The following is a 17,405-nucleotide window of genomic DNA, read 5'->3' as shown; positions in this document are numbered from 1 at the left end:
CCGCGCACAACCCGCTCGCGACCATGGCCGAAACCCGCACAATCCCCCGGTCAGCCGACGGAACTGAACAACGCTCGAAATAGAGGATTTGCCCCTGACCGGCCATTTCGTTACGTTGGTTGGTGGGCCTGACGGCCCGAAGACCAGTCCGCGACCACGTCCTTCTTTCGAATGTGCTGTGCTGCGAAGAGGCGTGGACGTACGGTCGATGCTCTATCGCGGTGGATCCGAAATCCGCCGTCCGCGCCGCCACAGCACCACGTCGAAACGGCCGGGAGGATCACCCGGGCGTAACCGAAGCAGGCTCAGCCGCCCGAAGGCGAGCCGCAGGGGAAACGTGTCCGAAATCGCTCTAGAAGCGCGCAATCTGTACAAGGTGTTCGGGAAGAATCCGAGCAGTGCCGTCCGTCGACTGAAGGCCGGTGAGAGCAGATCCGCAGTCAGCGACGCAGGAACCGCCGCCGTCATCGACGCCAGTTTCACGGTCAACCGGGGTGAGATCTTCGTGATCATGGGGCTCTCCGGCTCCGGCAAGTCCACCATCATCCGCATGCTCAACGGGCTGCACGAGGCGAGCGACGGATCCGTCGTCGTGAACGGCGACCCCATCACGGGCATCCCGTCGTCGCGTCTGCGGGAGATCCGCCGCGACCGCATCTCGATGGTGTTCCAGCACTTCGCTCTGCTGCCGCACCGCACGGTCGCCGCGAACGTCGCGTACCCGCTCGAGCTCAAGGGCGTAGGCAAGGACGAGCGCCTGAAGAAGGCCGAGGAGATCCTCGCCCTGGTGGGGCTCGAGGGCCAGGCCGACAAGCTGCCGTCCGAGCTCTCCGGCGGCATGCAGCAGCGCGTGGGCATCGCCCGTGCGCTCGCGGCCGACTCCGACATCCTGCTCATGGACGAGGCGTTCAGCGCCCTCGACCCGCTGATCCGTCGCGAGATGCAGGAGCAGCTGCTCGAGCTGCAGGAGAAGCTGCAGAAGACGATCGTCTTCATCACCCACGACCTCAACGAGGCCATGTTCCTCGGAGACCGCATCGCCGTGATGCGCGATGGCCGCATCGTGCAGATCGGCACACCGGAGGACATCCTCACCGACCCGGCCAACGACTACGTCGAGCAGTTCGTGCAGGATGTCGACCGCGCCCGCGTGCTCACGGCTGCGAACGTGATGGAGCGCCCGCGTCCGGTCGTCGCAGAGACCGCCGGCCCCCGCACGGCGCTTCGCCAGATGCGCGACGCGTTCATGTCGGCCACCTACGTGACCGGCCGCGACCGCAAGCTGCTGGGAATCGTCACCGATCGGGATGCCGTCAAGCTCGTGCGCCAGGGGGTGTCGACTCTCGAGTCCATCATCAAGCCGGTGCCGCAGAGCGTCAGCAAGGACGAGGTCCTGATGAACCTCTTCATCCCGTCGGTCGAGTCGCCGCTGCCGTTGGCCGTGGTCGATGCCGAGGGGCGCCTCGTCGGCGTGATCCCGCGCATCACCCTGCTCGCAGCCCTGGGCCCCGGCCCCGGAGCCACCGGTGAGCTCACCCTGCCGCTGCTCCCGATGCCGCAGGCCGAGATCGATGCAGTACTCGATGACGGATGGACGGCCGACCCGCAGCCGGCCGCCGGAACGACGGAGGAGGTGCGCTGATGGATGGTTTCCGCATTCCCCTCGGCAGCTGGGTCGCAACAGGAGTCGACTGGATCAAGACGAACCTCGACGGTCTGCTCGACGTCATCTCGTTCGTGGTCAGCTTCCTCGTCGACGGTCTCACCCGCGCGCTGCTCAGCCCGCACTTCATCGTCATCATCCTGATCGCCGCGTTCATCGCCTGGCTCGTGCGCTCCTGGCAGCTCGCGATCGGCACGATCGTCTCGTTCGGTCTGATCGTCGCCATGAACCTCTGGGTTCCGGCGATGCAGACGCTCGCCCTCGTGCTCGTCGCCGCGGTGATCGCCGTGCTGATCGCGGTGCCGCTCGGCATCTGGTCTGCCCGCAACGCCACCGTGCGCGCGGTGCTCAAGCCCGTTCTCGACTTCATGCAGACCATGCCGGCGTTCGTCTACCTGATCCCGGCGATCGTGTTCTTCAGCATCGGCGTCGTGCCGGGCCTCGTCGCGACCGTGATCTTCGCGCTGCCTCCGGGCGTGCGACTGACCGAGCTCGGCATCCGCGGCGTCGACTCCGAGACGGTCGAGGCCGGTCAGGCGTTCGGCGCGAAGCCGGGTCAGATCCTGCGCGGCATCCAGCTTCCGCTCGCGATGCCGACGATCCTCGCCGGCGTCAACCAGGTCATCATGCTCGCGCTGTCGATGGCGGTCATCGCCGGGATGGCGGGAGCGGACGGCCTCGGAAAGATCGTCGTCGAGGCGATCTCGACCATCAACATCGCCAAGGGCGTCGAGGCGGGGCTGGGCGTCGTGCTCATCGCCGTGTTCCTCGACCGCGTCACCGCGGCCCTGGGCGACCTCGGCAGCAACCGCTCGTCGCTGCTGGGCATGCTCGCGCGTCGCCGGACGCAGAAGCGTCTCGAGACGGCAGCCGCTGAGGCGGAGTCGACCGCATCCGCATCCGCACCCGTAACGGCCGAGGCGGCCGACGCGAAGGATGCCGCAGACGCGGCCGAGCGCGAGAAGGCCTCCCCGCGTCGCACCGCCGTCGGCGGCGGCGTGCACTGACTCATCCCCTCCGCAAGAGAACAGCAACACAGCAGTACAACGCATCACAGCAACACAGCACCCATATATACGGAACGAGAGAGACACACACATGAAGAAGAAGTTCCTGACGATCGCGGCCATCGGAGCCGCAGCGACCTTGACCCTCGCCGGATGCAGCGGCGACGGCATGGGCGGCACCGGTGGCGGCACCGGCGGTGAAGACACCGGATCGGGCGACAAGGGCACGATCACGCTGGGCTTCCTGCCCTCGTGGACCGACGGACTCAGCACGGCATACCTGCTGCAGGACCAGCTCGAGAAGATCGGCTACACCGTCGAGATGAAGACGCTGACCGAGGCGGGCCCGCTGTACACCGGCCTCGCCCAGGGGGACGTCGACATCTACCCGTCTGCCTGGCCCGAGCTGACGCACGCCGAGTACATGAACACCTACGGCGACGACATCGAAGACCTCGGCGCGTACTACGACAACGCGAAGCTGACCATCGCGGTTCCGGAGTACTCCGAGCTGAACTCGATCGAGGACCTCGCGGGCAAGGGCGCCGAGTTCGACGGCAAGATCTTCGGCATCGAGCCGGGTGCCGGCCTCACCGCGCAGACCCAGAAGATGATGCCGGAGTACGGTCTCGACAGCGAGTACGAGCTCGTCACCTCGTCGACGGCGGCGATGCTCACCGAGCTGAAGTCCGCGACCGACAAGCAGGAGGACATCGTCGTGACGCTGTGGCGTCCGTTCTGGGCCAACGACGCCTTCCCGCTGAAGGACCTCGAAGACCCCAAGGGCGCCATGGGCGAGTCCGAGGCTCTGCACTTCCTGGGCACGAAGGGCTTCGCCGAGGAGTTCCCCGAGGCTGCGGAGCTGATCGAGAAGATCAAGCTCGACGACGAGCAGTACGGCTCGCTCGAGGACCTGGTCGTGAACGAGTACGGCGAGGGCAAGGAAGCGGATGCCATCGACGCGTGGCTCGAGGAGCACGGCGACGAGTTCGACTGGGTCGTCAGCTGACCTGACTCTGCTCGCTCCACAGTGTGGGGCGGACGTCACTCCGATGGGCGGAGGATCCGATGCGGATCCTCCGCCCATCGCTGTGTCCGGTGCCCACCCATTGATGTACCGATGTACTGAAACAGCGCATCCGGCACGTCGTCACGAACGGGCAGCGCCACTGTCCTGTGTGTGGGTCGAATCTTCGACCGCTCTCTCACACATGCTTCGCCGGGGCTGAACGATGCGCCCTCCGGTCCACGATCGGGTCCTGGAACTCCGCGCGGCTGTGTCCCGTCGATGGAGGACCTGATGACAGCAGCAGCACCGCGGAGACGTCGCTTTCGCACCCTGGTGGGGGTGGCGCTGATCGGCGTGATCCTCCTGGCCGGAGGGCTCCCGACCACGCAGGAGCCGGCCGAAGCGGTCGAGGATGCGGTGAGCGTCACCCGCACCGCGACGACCTCGACCATGAACTATCGGGGTGGCGTCACGGCGACGCTGTCGCTCACGCAGGCGACCACGCAGTACGGGTCGGCAGGCGTGCAGTTCCTCGCGACCACTCCGCACTCGGCGTACGGCGCGACCTCTGCCATGTTCGCGCCGGGGCTCGACCCTGCGACGACGCCCACGGTGGGGCTCGAGGCCTATGCGGGCATGTGCGGCACCCTGAACTTCACGGGGTTCTGCCCCGGCAACGGAACGCTCACCGTCACCTTCAACCGCGCGGTCACCGACCCCATCCTCGACATCTCGGGGCTCGGCGGCTACGCGCAGTGCGCAGAGGTGCGCAACACATCGGAGACCTACTGCAACATCATCAGCGGCAACGGCCTCACCGTCGGAACGAACGCGGACGGCGACAAGACCGCCGCCGGGTGGATCGACATCCAGCTCGACATCACCACCCCCGGGGTGACCTTCTCGCCGATCGCGGGCGCGCAGAACTTCAGCATGACGGCCACGAGCCTCACCACCGCGGTGAAGTCGAGCAGCTCCCGATGCGACACGATCCTGCCGGATGCTGCCGAGCTCGGTGGGCGCACGATGACGAGCACCTCGCTCGCAGGGTGCGGATCCGTGGCCCTGAAGGGCACCTTCCAGGCGGTGACGTTCAGCATCGGCACGCACATCCAACGGGCCCCGGTCGCCGACGGCTGGGCCAGCGGATACAACACGGCCGACCTGGGCACGCGTCTCGCCGACCTCTTCCGCCTGTCGATCCGCCTGCATGAGGACATGGGCGATGCGCCCAGCAGCTACGACGCGGCTCAGGCCGCGGTGCACGTGCAGGGCCCGCTGCATCTCGGAGCGGGCATCACATCGGATGCCGACGCCACGGCGAAGCCCACACTGTCACCGAAGTCCAGCGCCACCGCGTCGCTCGACACCGATGACGCGATCGGCGACGGCGTGCGCGCCCCGAGCGCGATCAGAGGTATGCCGTACTCGCTCACGATTCCGCTGACGGGCACGACGCTGCCGGGGACGGTCGCCGGATGGATCGATGTCAACAGGAACGGGATCTTCGATGCCACCGAGCGGGTGCAGGCGGTGTTCATCGCAGGAGCGACGTCGGTGAACCTGACCTGGACGGTGCCGGGGGCCGCGGTGGTCGGCGACACGTACCTGCGACTGCGGACGGCGTTCACAGCATCGGAAGTGGTGGATCCTCGCGGGATCGCGCAGTCCGGAGAGGCCGAGGACTACATCCTGACCGTCGCTGCGGCGACGCCCGGGATCGAGGTCGTCAAGCTCGTGAACGGGAACGACGCGAACACCGCCCCCGGGGTCCTCGTCGACGCGGGGTCGACGCTCTCATTCGAGTTCCGGGTGACGAACACCGGCAATGTGCCGCTGACCGCCGTGCAGCTCACCGACAACGTCATCGCGGCGGCAGGGATCGTCCCGGTCGGGATCTGGGACGGCACGCTCGACCCGGGCGAGGTGGCCGTCTTCACTGCAACCCGCGCCGCGCCGACGACGGGCAGCACGCTGCACACGAACACCGCGACCGCATCGGGGCAACCGGCATCCGGCGGAGCGCGGATCACCGACACCGATCCGGCGAATGCGACCACCCGCGAGATCCTGGTCTCGATCCTGATCGAGAAGATCGGAGAGGACACGAACGGCGACTGGGTGCGCATGGACGGATCGGGGTTCCGACTGCTCACCGATGTCGCGGGTGCTCCGGGGGTCGCGGTCGTGCCGGGGCTGGTCGCGGGGGCCGAGATCGGCACCTTCACCGCGGCCGGCGTGCGCCCGGGCACCTACTGGCTCGAGGAGACCAAGGCGCCCGAAGGGTTCGCGCTGCTCGCCGAGCCCGTCAAGGTCGTGGTGTCGTCGACCGGCGTGCTGTCGATCGCGGCGGGGCAGTCGAGTCCGCAGGTCACCGTGGCAGCGAACACGATCTCGGTCCGCGACGTGCCCGCCTTCGTGCTGCCGGCCGCGGGAGGCCCGGGCTCGCTCGGCTTCACGCTCGCCGGAAGCGTGCTGATCGGTCTCGCCCTCATGGGTGCCTTGCTGCTCGAGGCGCGTCGTGTGCGGCGCGGTCGTCTCGCCGAGAAACGCGTCGCTGCACAGGGCGGATGACTCTGACCTGTCGCCCCGGGAAGAGAACTGCGCCTGGGAAGGAGGGTCCGTCGGGATTCCTCCTCCCGTGCGGTGGTTCTCCTCCCGGGGCGCAGCGTCGCCGGGCGCAACCCCCTCCGCGAGTGACCCGACCCGGGCGTAGCCTGTCGCCGTGGACGGGTTCGCGGCGGTCGACTTCGGGTTCGCCCGCGAGGTCCTGCAGCGGGGCGTCGCGGCGCTGTATCTCGTCGCGTTCCTCTCGACGCTGAATCAGTTCCGCCCGCTCCTCGGCGAGCGCGGGCTGCTGCCTGCTCCGGTGCTGCTCGAGTGGATCGCCGAGAAGAAGGAACGACGGCGGATGCTGCATCCGACCCTGTTCCTCCGCATCCGGTATTCGGACAGACGACTCGTGCTGTTGTGTGGGGCGGGGATCGCGCTCTCGGCCGTGCTCGTCCTCGGCATCCCGCAGTGGGGGCCGCCGTGGGTGCCGATGCTGTGCTTCCTGGCACTGTGGCTCGGGTACATGTCCATCGTCAGCATCGGGCAGACGTTCTATTCGTTCGGGTGGGAGATGCTGCTGCTCGAGGCGGGGTTCCTCGCCGCCTTCCTCGGCTCGAACGACCAACCGCCGCCGACCATCGTGATCGTGCTGTTCTGGTGGCTGCTGTTCCGCGTGGAGTTCGGCGCCGGGATGATCAAGATCCGTGGCGGACAGGAGTGGCGCGACCTCACGGCCCTCACCTATCACCACGAGACGCAGCCGATGCCCGGGCCGCTCAGCAGGCAGGCCCACCTGCTGCCGCGCTGGGTGCATCGGGGCGAGGTCATCGGCAATCATTTCGCGCAGCTCGTGGTGCCGTTCTTCGTGTTCGCGCCGCTCCTGTCGGCGTGGGTGCCGGGGCCGGTGCCGCAGATCGTCGGGGTCGTGGCTGCGGCGATCATGATTGCGACGCAGGTGTGGCTCGTCGCGACGGGCAACTTCGCGTGGTTGAACTGGGTGACGATCGTGATCGCGTTCTCGGCGATCGGGCTGCCGGGCATCGGGAGCGTGACAGCCGGCGAGGTGCCGTGGCCCGGCATCCCGCTGTACTGGTTCGTGATCACCGCGGCGGTGGCGCTGCTGTACCTCGTGGTGAGCTGGCCGGCGCTGCGCAACCTCTTCGCGCGGCGCCAGGCGATGAACGCGAGCTTCAACCGCTGGCAGCTCGCCAACGCGTATGGCGCCTTCGGCACTGTCACGAAGGAGCGGGTCGAGATCGTGGTCGAGGGGTCGGTGGATGACGACGGCCTGCTCTGGCAGGAGTACGAGTTCACGGGCAAGCCGGGCGATGTGCGCCGCATCCCGCGCCAATTCGCGCCGTACCACCTGCGCCTCGACTGGCTGATGTGGTTCCTGCCGCTCGGGCGCTCCCTCGACGACTGGTTCACGGTCTTCCTGCTGCGATTGCTCGAGGCAGATGCTCCGACGCTCGCCCTGTTGCGCAGAGACCCGTTCGACGGTGAACCGCCTCGGTGGGTGCGGGCCGTGTCGTATCGCTATCGGTTCGCCACCCGTGCCGAGCGGCGAGAAGACGGTGTGATCTGGGTGCGCACGCGCCAGCGCATCGTGCTCGGTCCGCTCGGGCTGCGGTAAGCGATCGGTCTCGCCCCGATCCCCAGCCCGACCCCGGCTATGTTGGATTCTGTTGGATTCGAGGATCCCCGACGGAGGAACGATGCCCGCCGCAGCGCGTCACGATGCGATCCTGCGCGAACTCGAGATGCGTGGCTCGCTGTCGAGCACGGCCCTCGCCGCACGCCTCGGCGTGACGACCATGACTCTGTGGCGTGACCTCGTCACCCTCGAGGAGCGCGGGCTGCTCGTCAAGGTGCATGGCGGGGCGATCTCTCCCGCGGTGGCGCAGCAGCAGTCCCGGGACGCCGAGCAGGGTGCCATCCGGCCGAGGCCGGTGGCGACGATCGGAATGATCGTCCCGACCACTCGGTACTACTTCCCCGAAGTGATCCGCGGCGCGAGCCAGGCGGCTCACGAGTCGAACTGCCGCCTCGTGGTCGGCGCATCGAACTACTCCGAGCAGGAGGAGCTGCGTCAAGCCGAGCGACTGATCGCGAGCGGGGTGGATGCTCTGATGATCACGCCCCAGGCCACCCTCGCCCGGGACTCCCCTCTGCAGCGGATGCTGTCGGAGGTGGCCCTTCCCGTGGTGATGGTCGAGAGGTCGGTCGACGACCCGCTCGCCGGAAAGCTCGAGTGGGTCCGCACCGACCATGCGCATGGCGCCGAGGTCGCAGTGCGCCATCTCGCCGAGCAGGGGCATCTCGGAATCGCGCTCGCTGCGCGCCCCGCAGCGACGGTGGCGGGACTCGACGCCGGGTTCCGACGCGCGATGGGCGCCCTCGATCCGGGCGCAGCGCGGGCACTGCGGCGAGATCTCTCGCATCCGCAGATCGGCGACAACGCGAACATCGTCGAACTGGGCGCGCTCCTCGACGACTGCCTCGCGGAGGGGATCACGGCCGCGATCCTGCTCGGCGATGCCGACGCGATGGCGTTCCTCGATCTCGTGCTCGAGAGGGGGCTGCGGGTGCCGCACGACTTCGCGGTCGTGGCGTATGACGACGAGGTCGCCGGTTTCGCGACGGTTCCCCTCACCGCGGTAGCGCCACCGAAGCATGAGCTCGGTCATGCGGCTCTCCGCCTCTGCGTGGACCGGCTGAAGCAGCCGTCTGGCGCGGCCCACACGTCCGTGCGGATGGCTCTGCTGCCCGCGCTGGTGGTGCGTGAGTCGACGGTCCGCATGTCCTGATTGTTAGGTTTTGTTGTAAATCGGCCTCTTCGGTTGGTGAATCGTGCCGCGTGACGAATGATCGAACTCGCACGGTCAACGATTCAAAGGAGAACCCGCGATGTCCCTGCATCGAACTTCCCTCTCTGTGGTGGCTCTGGCCGCCACTTCCGTCCTCGTCGCGGGATGCGCTGCCGGCGGTCCGGCAGCCGAGCCGGTGACGACAGAGACCCCGAAGGGTGAGGTCACCTTCTGGTCGTTCCTGAGCGGCATGTCCGACGTCGCCGCCGCCTTCAACGCGAGCCAGGACGACATCACGGTCACCTTCGAGGAGATCCCGAACGGGGCGAACGGCGGATACACGAAGCTCTCCGCAGCCATCGAATCCGGCAGCGGACCCGACGTCGTCGGAATCGAGTACGACCGGCTTCCCGGATTCGTGGCGGCGGAGCAGCTCGCACCCGTCGACGAACTGGTGTCGGGTGACGTGCTGGGCGAGTACGACGAGCAGGTGCGCAACCTCGTGTCGTTCGGCGACGCGGCCTACGCCCTGCCGTACGACGCCCCGCCGATGGTCATCTGGTACCGACAGGACGTGCTCGAGGCCGCGGGTGTCGACGTGCCCACGACGTGGGACGAATTCGAAGAGGCGGCCCGCGCCGTCAAGGCCGTCAACCCCGACGCCTACCTCACGAGCTTCTTCACGAACGAGCCGCAGCTCGCACCGATGTCGTGGCAGGCGGGAGCCGAGTGGTTCAGCGTCGAGGACGACAGCTGGAAGGTCGCCGTCGATGACGAGGAGTCGCAGGAGGTCGCCGACTACTGGCAGCGTCTGATCGACGAGGACCTGGTCAAGAAGCAGCTCGGCTTCAGCGACGAATGGACCGCCGATCTGAACAGCGGAGTGGTCAACGCGTGGGTCGGCGGATCATGGAGCGCATCTGCGCTGAAGACCCGCACCGAGGCGTCGGGCCAGGCAGGCAAGTGGATCGCCGCCGCCCCGCCGTCGTGGGATGGCGAGCCCAGCGGAGCGCTGAGCGGCGGCACGAGTTTCGCGATCCCCGAGAACTCCGACAACGCGGCAGCGGCAGCGGTCTTCCTCGAGTGGCTCGTCACGTCTCCCGAGGCGATCGAGGCGCGAGGCGCCGTGGGCACCGCGTACCTGGCGTATCCCGGACTCAATGACGTCGCCGCGTCCGTCGCGCCGACCGACTACTACGCGAACGACATCTACGAGGTCTTCGACGAGGCGTCCGCTGACCTCGGCCCGTGGGCCTGGGGACCGAAGTACGACCTCACCGCGACGGCGCTCAAAGACTCCGTCACGGCCTCGCCGACGCTGAGCGATGCGCTGAGCTCGACCCAGAAGGCCACGGTCAGCGGGCTCGAGAAGCTCGGCCTCGACATCAAGGAATAGCCGATGCACCGTCGGGCGGGCGCGAAGACGCACCGCCCGACGGTCCGGATCGAAGGACACAGACCATGACGACTCAGGCACCCGCCACGAGGCGCACCCGCAGGAAGACGATTCCGGGAACGGGCGGACGCACCGCATCCGTGTTCCTGATCCCCTTCTTCGTGCTGTTCGCTCTCACGATGATCGCCCCGGTGATCTACGCGATCGGAATGAGCCTCTTCGCCGAGCGACGCAGCGGACTCGGATTCGGCGGGGCGACGGTCGAGTTCGTCGGACTCGGCAACTACCTCGAGGTGCTGAGCGACACCACCTTCACCGACGGCTTCGGGCGGCTGGCGATCTACTGCCTGCTCTACGTGCCGACTCTGCTGGCGTTCGCGCTCGTGCTCGCGCTGCTGCTCGACTCGGCGGTCGCCTACGCCAAGCGCGCGTTCCAGCTGCTGCTGTTCCTGCCGCACGCTGTTCCGGGTGTGATCGCCGCGCTGATCTGGGCCTATCTCTACACGCCGGGAGTCAGCCCGATCGTCAAGGCTCTCGAATCAGGCGGCATCGGGATCGACTTCCTCTCGGTGCAGCTCGTGCTCCCCTCGATGGTCAACATCGCAGTGTGGGAGTGGGCCGGATACAACGTCATCATCCTCTTCACGGCGCTGCAGGCGGTGCCCCGCGAGATCCTCGAAGCGGCGAAGGTCGACGGCGCGGGCGAGATCCGCACCGCACTGTCGATCAAGACGCCCCTCGTCTGGCCGGCCCTCGGCGTCGCGCTGCTCTTCACCGTGATCGGCTCGCTGCAGCTGTTCACCGAGCCGAAGATCCTGTCCTCTGCGACGACGGCGGTGACCAGCACCTGGGTGCCGAACATGTGGGCCTACGACGCGGCGTTCAACCGCAACGACCTCCCGCAGGCGGCCGCCGCCTCGATCATCCTCGCCCTGCTCGCCGGCCTGCTGTCGTGGGTCGTCACCCGATTCACCTCGAAGGAGCCGACGCGATGACCGCCGTGATCGATCGCCCGACGTCCCAGACGTCCACCCCCGTGAAGCCGGTGCGCTCGCGCTCGCCACGACCCTCCCGCCGCACGGCCGCGAAGGTCGGAGTCAACGGACTGCTGGTGCTCGGTTCCGCCTACATGGTGCTGCCGCTGCTCTGGCTGGTGTTCGCGGCGACAAAGGATGCCGGCGACCTCTATTCGGGCAACGCGTTCGCCTTCGGCACCGACCTGATCGTCAACCTGCAGCGCCTGCTCGCGCAGGACGACGGGATCTTCCTCCGCTGGCTCGGGAACAGCATCCTCTACGCGGGGATCGGAGCCGTCGTCGGCGGATTCGTCTCGCTCATGGCCGGGTACGCGTTCGACAAGTTCGAGTTCCGCGGCAAGCGGGGGCTGTACGCCTCGGTGCTCGTGGGAGTCCTGATCCCGAACACCGCCACCGTGATCCCGCTCTACCTGCTCGCGGCCTCGATCGGACTCACCAACACGATCTGGGCGGTGCTCATCCCGACGCTCTGCAACCCCTTCAGCGTCTACCTCGCGCGGGTGTTCTCGTCGGGCTATCTGCCGGCCGAGACCCTCGAGGCCGCGAGGGTCGACGGCGCCGGTCCCATCCGCAGCTTCCTGCAGGTCGGGATGCCGATGCTCGTCCCCGGATTCGTCACGATCGCCCTCTTCCAGTTCGTGGGCATCTGGAACAACTTCATGCTCCCGCTGATCATGCTGCAGAACCGCGATCTGTTCCCCTCCAGCGTCGGCATCGCGCTGTGGCAGAGCCAGGTGCAGCAGAACCCCGAGTTCTCGACGCTCGTGATCGCCGGATCGTTCGTCTCGGTGCTCCCCCTGATCCTCGCGTTCGTGATGCTGCAGCGGTTCTGGCGATCGGGCCTGTCGGCGGGAAGCGTCAAGTGAGCGTGCGGCGCCCGGTCATCGCCTTCGCCATGTCCGACTCCGTGAGGGGTCGCGTGTTCCCCGAGAGGGTCATGCGCGAGTACGCCGCTGCGGCCGACATCGCCGGCATCCTGACCGAGTACACCTCCGACCATGCCCGTTCGGTCCTCGCTCGGGTCGAGGTGCTCGTGACGGGCTGGGGTGCACCGCGCATCGACACCGCCGCGCTCGACGCGGCACCTCGACTCGAAGCGGTGCTGCACGCGGCGGGAACCGTGAAGCCCTACCTCGACCCCGCAGTTCTCGAGCGCGGGGTGCGGGTGAGCTCGGCCGCCGGTGCCAACGCCGTGCCCGTCGCCGAGTTCGCCGTCGCGATGATCGTGCTGGCGGGCAAGCAGGTGCTCCCGATCGCCCGCCACTACCGCCAGGTGCAGGACGAATTCGACATCGAGGCATCGTTCCCCGGGCTCGGCAACTATGGTCAGCGCGTCGGGATCATCGGTGCGTCGAAGATCGGCCGCATCGTCATCGGGATGCTCAGGGCCTATGCGTTCGAGGTCGTGGTCTACGACCCGTATCTGACCGAGGCCGATGCCGCGGAGCTCGGAGTCACCCCGGTCGCCCTCGACGAGCTGCTGCGCACGAGCCGCGTCGTCTCGGTGCATGCACCGTCGCTGCCCTCGACGATCGATCTGGTGGATGCCGCCGGCATCGCCTCCATGCCGCGTGGCGCGACCCTCGTGAACACCGCGCGCGGAGAGATCGTCGATCAGGATGCTCTGACGCGCAGGGTGCTCGCGGGTGAGCTGTTCGCGATCCTCGACGTGACCGTGCCGTGGATCCTCGAGCCGGACCACCCGCTCTACACGTCCGAGCATGCGCTGCTCACCCCGCACATCGCGGGGTCGTACGGGGTCGAACTCGAGCGGCTGTCGGGAGTCATGCTCGACGAGCTGCACCGGATCTCGCGGGGCGAGCCGCTCGCGCACGAGGTCGAGCCCGAGCTGCTCGCCATCACCGCCTGACCTGACGTCCTCCCCATCATTCGACGACGAAGCAAGGAGCCCTCATGCCCGAACCACTGAAGATGACCAGACGAACCGTCCTCCTCGCAGGGGCCGGTGGCCTGCTCGCGGCTGCGGCGGGAGTCGGGTCCGGGCAGTCGGCGAGCGCCGCACCGTCGCTCTTCCCGGCGGGTCGCACCGGCTCCACGATCACCGAGATCGGGCCCGGCATCATGCAGTACTCGCTCATGAGCGGGGTGCTGCTCGACGGCGTCTGCTACATCGGATCCCGCAACCTCGAGCCGACCGGCATCCTCGCCTTCGATGTGGCATCGGCCACTGTCACGCACTCCACGACGCTCGCGACCGGCCACAGCATCCAGGCGCTCGCGGTGGATCCCGTGCGCAAGGTGCTCTACGCCGGCATCCTGCAGAAGGCTGCGAGTACGAACAACCTGTATCGCTGGGATCTGAGCGACCTCACCTCACCCGCGGTGGCGATCGGACGCATCGGGGACCGCGACGTGCGCGACCTCGCCGTCTCGCCCGACGGCACGGTGTTCGCGGTCGGAGGCGGTGGCACGGGCGCCCCCGCGCTGTGGCAGTACGACCCTGCGTCCGGGGCGATCACGAGTCTCGGCGTGCCAGACGCGAAGGCGACCCTCGCTCGGGCCGTGGCCGCGACCGATCAGGCGGTGTTCTTCGGTGCCGGGAGCACGCTCGGGGGTGGAGCGGGCACGAGCAGGGCGGCGCTCTATGCTTTCGATCGTGCATCGGGGTCGTTCTCGGACATCACTCCCGTCGAGATGGTGAACGACCCCAGCATCCGTGAGCTCACTGTCGCCGGGGACCGGCTTCTCGTGTCTTCCGCGGGGTCGACCGAGCCGTCGAAGCTCGCCGAGATCTCGCTCGCCGATCACGGGTCGTACCGCGCGGTGACGTCGATCGGCACCACGGCCAAGAACTTCGCCGTCCTGGGTGGCGACGTCTTCTGCGCGAACGACGCCGGTGTGGTGCGCTGGACGCCGGGCGATGATGCCGTCGAGCAGCTTGCCGTGACGATCGACCTCGGTGAGATCTGGGGCGTCGACGCCCAGGATGACGGACTGGTCGTGGTGTCGGGCTATGGCTTCGTCGCTGCGCTGGACGCCGCCGGTGCGGTGCGAGGCGAGTACGACCTCGGCAAGGCCGGGGCGCCCGTGAGCGCGCAGACCTGCATGGGTATCGCGGTCGGTGCGGGCTTCGCCTATGTCGGTGGCAACGGGGGAATCGCCCGCCACGATCTGCGCCGCGGCGGTGCCGTCAACCTCCGCGCGCCCGGGGAGGCGAAGGATGCCGAGGTGATCGGCGGCGTGCTGTACACCGGTCAGTACAACTCGCAGGGGATCTGGGCATACGACCCGCGCTCGGGAGAGCCGATCCGTCGCGTGGCATCCTTCCCCTCGGCGCAGAATCGGCCGCTCGACACCCACTGGGACGACTGCAATCGCATGCTGCTCGTGGCGGCCCAGGCCGACACCGAGGGTGGTGGCTCGCTGTGGACCTTTGACCCTCGGACGGGCGCGAGCACCCATGCGATCAACCCGATCGACGATGTGCAGCTGGTGCGTGCCGTGGTCGCGGTCGACGGTGTCGCGTATCTCGGCGGCGACAACGCGCAGAAGACCGGGCCTCGGGGCACCGTCGTCGCGTGGGATCCGGTGGCGCAACGAGAGCTCTGGCGGGTCGAGACGGGCACGCCGAACGGCATCGCCGCCCTCGCCGCGCACGGACGGTACCTGTTCGCCCTCACGATCAAGGGCGCGCTGGTGGTGATCGATCGCCCGCGCCGCGCGATCGCGCACACGGGAGACCTTTCTGCCCTCGTTCCCGGATTCGCCGCGATGAAGGCGGCCAGAGGGGTGATCTACGGGGTCTCCGACACGAACCTGTTCCGCATCCACCCTCGCACCTTCGAGGTGACGACGGTCGTCCCGGGGATCAACGGCGGCTGGTACAGCGGGCCTCACCTCAATGTCGACGAGGATGGGGCGGTGTTCACCCTCCGCGGGCGGACGCTGGTCAAGGTCGATGATCGGCCACGACGCTGACGTCGCGCCGAGCGCGGCGAAACGCCCCGGCCGGGCGCGGGGCCCGGACGGAGCGTTCCGTCTCACTGCAGACGTTCAACTGACCTTCTTGCGGTAGGCGATGATCGCGAAGACGTAGCCGACGATCAGGATGCCGACGCACCAGGCGAGAGCGACCCAGATGTCGGTGCCGACGGGCTTCTCGGCGAACAGCGCCTGGATGGTGTTCACGATCGAGGTGACCGGCTGGTTCTCGGCGAACCACTGCACGGGTCCGGGCATCGTGTCGGTCGGCACGAACGCCGAGCTGATGAACGGCAGGAAGATCAGCGGATACGAGAACGCGGTCGCCCCGTCGATCGTCTTGGCGCTCAGGCCTGCGATGATCGCCAGCCAGGTGAGGGCCAGGGTGAACAGCAGCAGGATGCCGATGACGGCGAGCCACGCGAGAGGACCTGCTCCGGTGCGGAACCCCAGCAGGAACCCGACGGCGAAGATGATCGCCAGGGTGATGCCGTTCGCGACGAGCGATGTGAGCACGTGTGCCCACAGCACGCTCGATCGGGCGATCGGCATGGAGTGGAAACGCTCGAAGATGCCGCTCTGCAGATCGTTGAACAGGCGGTACGCCGTGTAGGCGATGCCGGATGCCACCGCGATCAGCAGGATGCCGGGGAGCAGGTAGTTGACGTAGTTCTCGGAGCCGATGCTCTGCTTGAGCGCCCCTCCGAAGACGAACACGAACAGCAGCATCAGTGCGATCGGGGTGACCGCCGTGGTGATGATGGTGTCGGTGCTGCGGAAGATGTGCCGCATCGAGCGGCCGGTGAGTGTCGCCGTGTCGGCGACGATGTGCGTGCTCATGCTGCGTTCTCCTTTCCGGGTTCTGAGGTCGACGTGGTGCCGACGAGGGTGAGGAAGATCTCCTCGAGGGTGGGCTGCTTCTCGACGTACTCGACCTTGGCGGCCGGCAGCAGGCGCTTGAGCTCTGCGAGCGTTCCGTTCGCGATGATCCGCCCCTCGTGGAGGATCGCGATGCGGTCGGCGAGCTGCTCGGCCTCATCGAGGTACTGCGTGGTGAGCAGCACGGTCGTACCGGTGTTCGCGAGTTCCTTGACCACGTTCCACACCTCGATGCGGGCTTCGGGGTCGAGGCCCGTGGTCGGCTCGTCGAGGTAGATGACCTCGGGGTGCCCGACGAGGCTCATGGCGATGTCGAGTCGGCGGCGCATGCCTCCCGAGTACGTGCCGACCTTGCGGGCGCCGGCATCCGTCAGCCGGAAGCGGGTGAGCAGGTCGTCGGCGATGATCCCCGGCTCCGGCAGATGCCGCAGCTTCGCGACCAGCACGAGGTTCTCACGTCCGGTGAGGATCTCGTCGACCGCGGCGAACTGGCCGGTGAGGCTGATGCGCTGCCGCACGGCGACAGGGTCGGCGGCGACGTCGACACCCTGCACGGCGGCGGTGCCGGCATCCGAGGTCAGCAGCGTGGAGAGGATGCGGACGATCGTGGTCTTGCCGGCGCCGTTCGAGCCGAGGAGGGCGAAGATCGACCCCTTCTCGACCTCGAAGTCGACGCCGCGCAGCACGTGGAGTTCCTTGTAGGACTTCTCGATGCCGCGGACGGCGATGGCGGGTGCGTTCATGATCGGGACTCCTTCTTCTTCGCGTCGTCGACCGCCGTGTTCAGGCGGGCGCGTTCCTTGTCGATCCAGTGGGTTCCGCCGTACGCCTCGGCGTAGGTCTCGGCGAACGAGACGGCGTCGTCGCCGACGATGTCGTCGATCGGGGTGCCGTCGATGGCGGCGCGCTCCCACAGGTCGGCGAGATCGAGGAAGATCTGCACGAGGATGTCGCCGTCGGTGATGCCCCCGTAGTACATCGTGTAGCGGTGCTGGGCGTTGGCGACCGTGCGGTACGGCTCGGGGAGGGCGTCGATGCGCTTCTTCCCATCGCGGTACTGCTTCTTCTGCTCGAGCGATCCGGTGAGCGCTTCGATCCACTTGGCGGCCATG

14 protein-coding genes are annotated in these 17,405 nt (G+C 67.8%); 11 read left to right on the top strand and 3 right to left on the bottom strand.

Going from position 1 to position 17,405, the window contains the following annotated elements; translation table 11 throughout:
• The first annotated feature begins 337 nt into the window (after positions 1-337).
• The 11 genes from ASF80_RS10890 to ASF80_RS10840 all read left to right on the top strand — a co-directional run bounded on the left by ASF80_RS10890 (position 338) and on the right by ASF80_RS10840 (position 15,411).
• Positions 338-1,642, top strand: coding sequence for a quaternary amine ABC transporter ATP-binding protein (locus tag ASF80_RS10890; protein ID WP_056310666.1), 1,305 nt, complete (start codon positions 338-340; stop codon positions 1,640-1,642).
• Positions 1,642-2,670 carry an ABC transporter permease gene (locus ASF80_RS10885; RefSeq protein ID WP_056312025.1) on the top strand — a complete coding sequence of 343 codons (1,029 nt, stop codon included), beginning with the start codon at positions 1,642-1,644 and terminating at the stop codon, positions 2,668-2,670. The genes ASF80_RS10890 and ASF80_RS10885 overlap by 1 nt, the downstream gene beginning before the upstream one ends.
• 91 nt (positions 2,671-2,761) lie before the next feature.
• Positions 2,762-3,679, top strand: coding sequence for a glycine betaine ABC transporter substrate-binding protein (locus tag ASF80_RS10880; RefSeq protein ID WP_056310664.1), 918 nt, complete (start codon positions 2,762-2,764; stop codon positions 3,677-3,679).
• A gap of 291 nt (positions 3,680-3,970) precedes the next feature.
• A complete protein-coding gene (locus ASF80_RS10875; protein ID WP_162239129.1) occupies positions 3,971-6,253 on the top strand; it encodes a GEVED domain-containing protein in 2,283 nt (760 codons plus the stop codon).
• Positions 6,254-6,404: 151 nt separating this feature from the next.
• Positions 6,405-7,865, top strand: a complete 1,461-nt coding sequence (locus tag ASF80_RS10870; protein ID WP_056310660.1) for a lipase maturation factor family protein — start codon at positions 6,405-6,407, stop codon at positions 7,863-7,865.
• 82 nt (positions 7,866-7,947) lie between these two features.
• Positions 7,948-9,039 carry a LacI family DNA-binding transcriptional regulator gene (locus ASF80_RS10865; RefSeq protein ID WP_056310658.1) on the top strand — a complete coding sequence of 364 codons (1,092 nt, stop codon included), beginning with the start codon at positions 7,948-7,950 and terminating at the stop codon, positions 9,037-9,039.
• A 100-nt stretch (positions 9,040-9,139) separates the two neighbouring features.
• Positions 9,140-10,435, top strand: coding sequence for an ABC transporter substrate-binding protein (locus ASF80_RS10860; protein WP_056310656.1), 1,296 nt, complete (start codon positions 9,140-9,142; stop codon positions 10,433-10,435).
• A 65-nt stretch (positions 10,436-10,500) separates the two neighbouring features.
• The gene (locus ASF80_RS10855) at positions 10,501-11,430 is read left to right on the top strand and encodes a carbohydrate ABC transporter permease (RefSeq protein WP_056310653.1); all 930 of its coding nucleotides are present in this window, start codon (positions 10,501-10,503) and stop codon (positions 11,428-11,430) included.
• Entirely contained in the window at positions 11,427-12,338 is a 912-nt protein-coding gene (locus tag ASF80_RS10850; RefSeq protein ID WP_082488276.1) for a carbohydrate ABC transporter permease, read from the top strand. The genes ASF80_RS10855 and ASF80_RS10850 overlap by 4 nt, the downstream gene beginning before the upstream one ends.
• Positions 12,335-13,342 carry a hydroxyacid dehydrogenase gene (locus ASF80_RS10845; RefSeq protein ID WP_235559944.1) on the top strand — a complete coding sequence of 336 codons (1,008 nt, stop codon included), beginning with the start codon at positions 12,335-12,337 and terminating at the stop codon, positions 13,340-13,342. The genes ASF80_RS10850 and ASF80_RS10845 overlap by 4 nt, the downstream gene beginning before the upstream one ends.
• Positions 13,343-13,386: 44 nt before the next feature.
• A complete protein-coding gene (locus ASF80_RS10840) occupies positions 13,387-15,411 on the top strand; it encodes a PQQ-binding-like beta-propeller repeat protein (RefSeq protein WP_200934770.1) in 2,025 nt (674 codons plus the stop codon).
• A 75-nt stretch (positions 15,412-15,486) separates the two neighbouring features.
• Here ASF80_RS10840 and ASF80_RS10835 read toward each other — a convergent pair whose 3' ends face one another.
• Genes ASF80_RS10835 through ASF80_RS10825 form a run of 3 tightly spaced genes read right to left on the bottom strand, consistent with a single transcriptional unit; the run spans position 15,487 to position 17,404 of the window.
• Positions 15,487-16,254 (bottom strand): ABC transporter permease, encoded by a 768-nt coding sequence (locus ASF80_RS10835; protein WP_056310651.1) that lies wholly within the window; start codon positions 16,252-16,254, stop codon positions 15,487-15,489.
• Complete coding sequence (locus tag ASF80_RS10830) at positions 16,251-17,036, bottom strand: ABC transporter ATP-binding protein (RefSeq protein ID WP_056310649.1); 786 nt, start codon at positions 17,034-17,036, stop codon at positions 16,251-16,253. The genes ASF80_RS10835 and ASF80_RS10830 overlap by 4 nt, the downstream gene beginning before the upstream one ends.
• Entirely contained in the window at positions 17,033-17,404 is a 372-nt protein-coding gene (locus ASF80_RS10825) for a DUF1048 domain-containing protein (RefSeq protein WP_056310647.1), read from the bottom strand. The genes ASF80_RS10830 and ASF80_RS10825 overlap by 4 nt, the downstream gene beginning before the upstream one ends.
• Between the last annotated feature and the right edge of the window lies 1 nt (position 17,405).

Origin of the sequence: Microbacterium sp. Leaf159, from assembly GCF_001423615.1 — a bacterium.
Classification (GTDB): domain Bacteria; phylum Actinomycetota; class Actinomycetes; order Actinomycetales; family Microbacteriaceae; genus Microbacterium.
Note: the sequence above shows the minus strand (reverse complement) of the source record. Positions and strands in the feature narration are given on the sequence as shown.